The sequence below is a fragment of the Staphylococcus sp. EG-SA-2 genome (assembly GCF_017152085.1).
Map to the genome: position 1 here is coordinate 1 of NZ_JACYHC010000640.1, position 2269 is coordinate 2269.

The 2269-nt window shown below is 39.5% G+C and carries 1 protein-coding gene; it reads right to left on the reverse strand.

Annotated elements, in window-relative coordinates:
* Positions 1-2269 (reverse strand): MSCRAMM family adhesin clumping factor ClfA (gene clfA / locus IDG60_RS11475; protein WP_206160716.1); only part of this gene is annotated, 2269 nt, incomplete at both ends.

Genomic DNA, 2269 nt, shown 5'->3' on the forward strand with positions numbered 1-2269 from the left:
TATCTGGTAATGGTTCTTTACTATCTTTAGCCTCATTTTTATTAGAAGCATTAGTACCATTTTTAGGTGAATTAGGCGGAACTACATTATTGTTAGAACCTGACTCGGAATCGCTATTTGAATCACTTTCTGAGTCGGAATCACTTGATGAATCGGAGTCACTACCTGAGTCTGAATCACTCGCTGAATCCGAGTCACTATCTGAATCTGAGTCGCTGTCTGAATCTGAATCGCTGTCTGATTCTGAATCGCTGTCTGATTCTGAATCGCTATCTGAGTCCGAATCGCTATCTGAATCCGAGTCGCTATCCGAGTCTGAGTCGCTATCTGAATCCGAGTCACTGTCGGAGTCGGAATCACTATCTGAATCCGAATCACTCGCTGAATCCGAATCACTGTCTGAGTCTGAGTCACTGTCGGAATCTGAATCGCTATCTGAATCCGAGTCACTGTCGGAATCTGAGTCACTGTTGGAATCTGAATCGCTATCTGAATCTGAATCGCTGTCTGAATCTGAATCGCTGTCTGAATCTGAGTCGCTATCTGAGTCGGAATCGCTATCTGAGTCGGAATCACTGTCGGAATCTGAATCGCTGTCTGAGTCGGAATCACTGTCGGAGTCAGAATCGCTGTCTGAGTCGGAATCACTGTCGGAATCTGAATCGCTATCTGAATCTGAATCGCTATCTGAATCTGAGTCACTGTCTGAGTCAGAATCGCTATCGGAATCTGAGTCACTGTCTGAGTCAGAATCGCTATCTGAATCCGAGTCATTGTCTGAGTCGGAATCGCTTGCTGAATCTGAATCACTCGCTGAATCTGAATCACTCGCTGAATCTGAATCGCTCGCTGAATCTGAATCGCTTGCTGAATCTGAATCACTCGCTGAGTCGGAATCACTGTCGGAATCTGAATCACTCGCTGAATCTGAATCACTCGCTGAATCTGAACCACTATCTGATGTAGAATCACTACCCGAATCTGAACCGCTATCTGAATTAGAATCGCTGCCAGAATCTGAACCTGGGTCAGAATCTGAATCCTCTGGAATTGGTTCAATTTCACCAGGCTCATCAGGTTGTTCAGGAACAACTGGTTTATCGATACCGTCACCAGAACCTGATCCGTTATTAAATGCTACTTCGTTGTCCCATGACATAGATCTCCATACAAACCTTGAGTCATATCCATATAAAGTTGAACGTAAAGCTAAATCACCTTTGCTATTCGGATCAATATGACCATTAACAACTACAATATACGGTGTTGTAATTTGATCATCAGGCGTATTAAACTCTACTTTATATTGATTTGGATTTGGGAATGTAATATTCACACTATTAGTGACATCCTCAAAGTTTTCTGGATTCACAAAGTAACTTTCAGATAAATCAGCTGCATTATCTACTTTATATACTTTAATACTTGTATTTTGCTGATCTATTAATGCATTACTATCCGTATTTGGTTTTAAATTACCTGTTAAAACCGGCGCAATAACATTATCTCCACTTGGATTGACATAAATTGTCTGACGATACGTATTATTTGTTTTATCGATTTGGTCAATTGTACCTTTAATAGATAAGTTATAAAACTTACCATATTTTTCATAATCTACTAATACTGTTTTGTTTGCTGTTGTACTACCTATGCCAGTTGTCAATGTTACATTACCTGTCTTTGTAACATTTTCAGGGTCAATATAAGCTGGCATAGTAATATTAGCTGTTACATTTTCTTTAGTATCAACATAGTCTGTAAATGTATAAATAACATTACCATCACTATCGATTACACCATTTGCCAATACTTGATCTCCGGCCATAATTGGAGGCACTTTAGCAGTTGAAGTTACACCATTTAAGTTTAATTCTTTAGGTACAGTTATTTTGAATGTGTCACCTTTAACAGCAGAATTAGGCACTGAAAAACCATAATTCAGTTTGACATAGCCTGCTTGGTGCGGATAAACTGTATCTCCAGAGTCAATACCAACTGTCACATTCGTCAACTGATTCGTAATATCTTTGCCAGCTGCCGGTGCATCTGCAGCTACTGCCGATAAACTAAATGCTCTCATTCTAGGCGCACTTGTATTAACCGCTTGATTAACTACATCTTTATTACTTGCATCTGTACTCTGTGGAGCTGATTCATTGTTTGAAGGTGTTGCTTCAGTTGAAGTATCTTGCGTTGTTGAAACATTTTCCGCATTTGTAGAATTTTGAGGTGAATTTACAGATGATACTGTATTAGTATCATTAGA